Source organism: Aerococcus sp. L_32 (assembly GCF_050689315.1).
Window position 1 is genome coordinate 1 of the sequence record NZ_JBOEQF010000889.1, and the last position, 766, is coordinate 766.

Here is a 766-nt window from a genome sequence, read left to right on the forward strand (position 1 = left end):
GAAAACCAAGTAGGGGCAACGATTGAAGGGTCAGGCCACTCTAATGTTGTGCTTTCAACATACTTTTTTGAATTATTTAAAGAAAAGAATATTCCAACGCATTATATTTCTTCAAATACTGAAGAAAACACCATGCAGATTGAAAAAGCCTCTGTATTTGGTGAAGGGTTAGAAGTCATTTGTCGTTTTAAAGCTGTTGGTAGCTTTATCAGACGTTACGGGGCTTACATTGAATCAGGTACACCACTTGATGCCTACGTAGAGTTCACTTTAAAAGATGACGACCGCCAAGATCCGTTGATCACCCAAGATGCCTTAGAGCAATTAGATATTTTAAAAGCTGGCGAATACGAGCAATTGAAGAAATTAACCCAAGATATCTCCCTAGTTATCAAAGAAGCTTTAGCCGAAAAAGGCCTAGAATTATATGACATCAAATTAGAATTTGGTCGCTTAGACAATTCTGATGTCATTGTCTTAATCGATGAAGTTGCAGGTGGAAACATGCGTGTCTATAAAGGTGACGAGTACATCGAACCTTTAGAGCTAGTGCATTACTTTGAATAATTGGAGGCCAAACATGCAAGTCATTACAAAAAATAACGCCCAATTCGATGTTGAAGGTCAAAAATATACTAAAGAGGCCTTAGAATTTTTAAATTTTGCTGCGGATACTGAAATTGCTTTCTACAATCTTTACCAATTTGAGGGGGCTTCTGAAGCTACCCTTGAAGCGGTCCAAAAAGCCTTATTCGATACTGAAAAA

Annotated in this window: 2 protein-coding genes; both read left to right on the plus strand. The window is 37.6% G+C overall.

Features of this window, described 5'->3' with window-relative positions; genetic code table 11:
- Nucleotides 1-567, plus strand: a 567-nt coding sequence (locus ACRCJ0_RS17140; RefSeq protein WP_431391364.1) for a phosphoribosylaminoimidazolesuccinocarboxamide synthase, incomplete at its 5' end; no start/stop codon positions are given.
- Between the two features lie 13 nt (nt 568-580).
- Nucleotides 581-766 (plus strand): hypothetical protein (locus tag ACRCJ0_RS17145; RefSeq protein ID WP_431391365.1); only part of this gene is annotated, 186 nt, incomplete at its 3' end.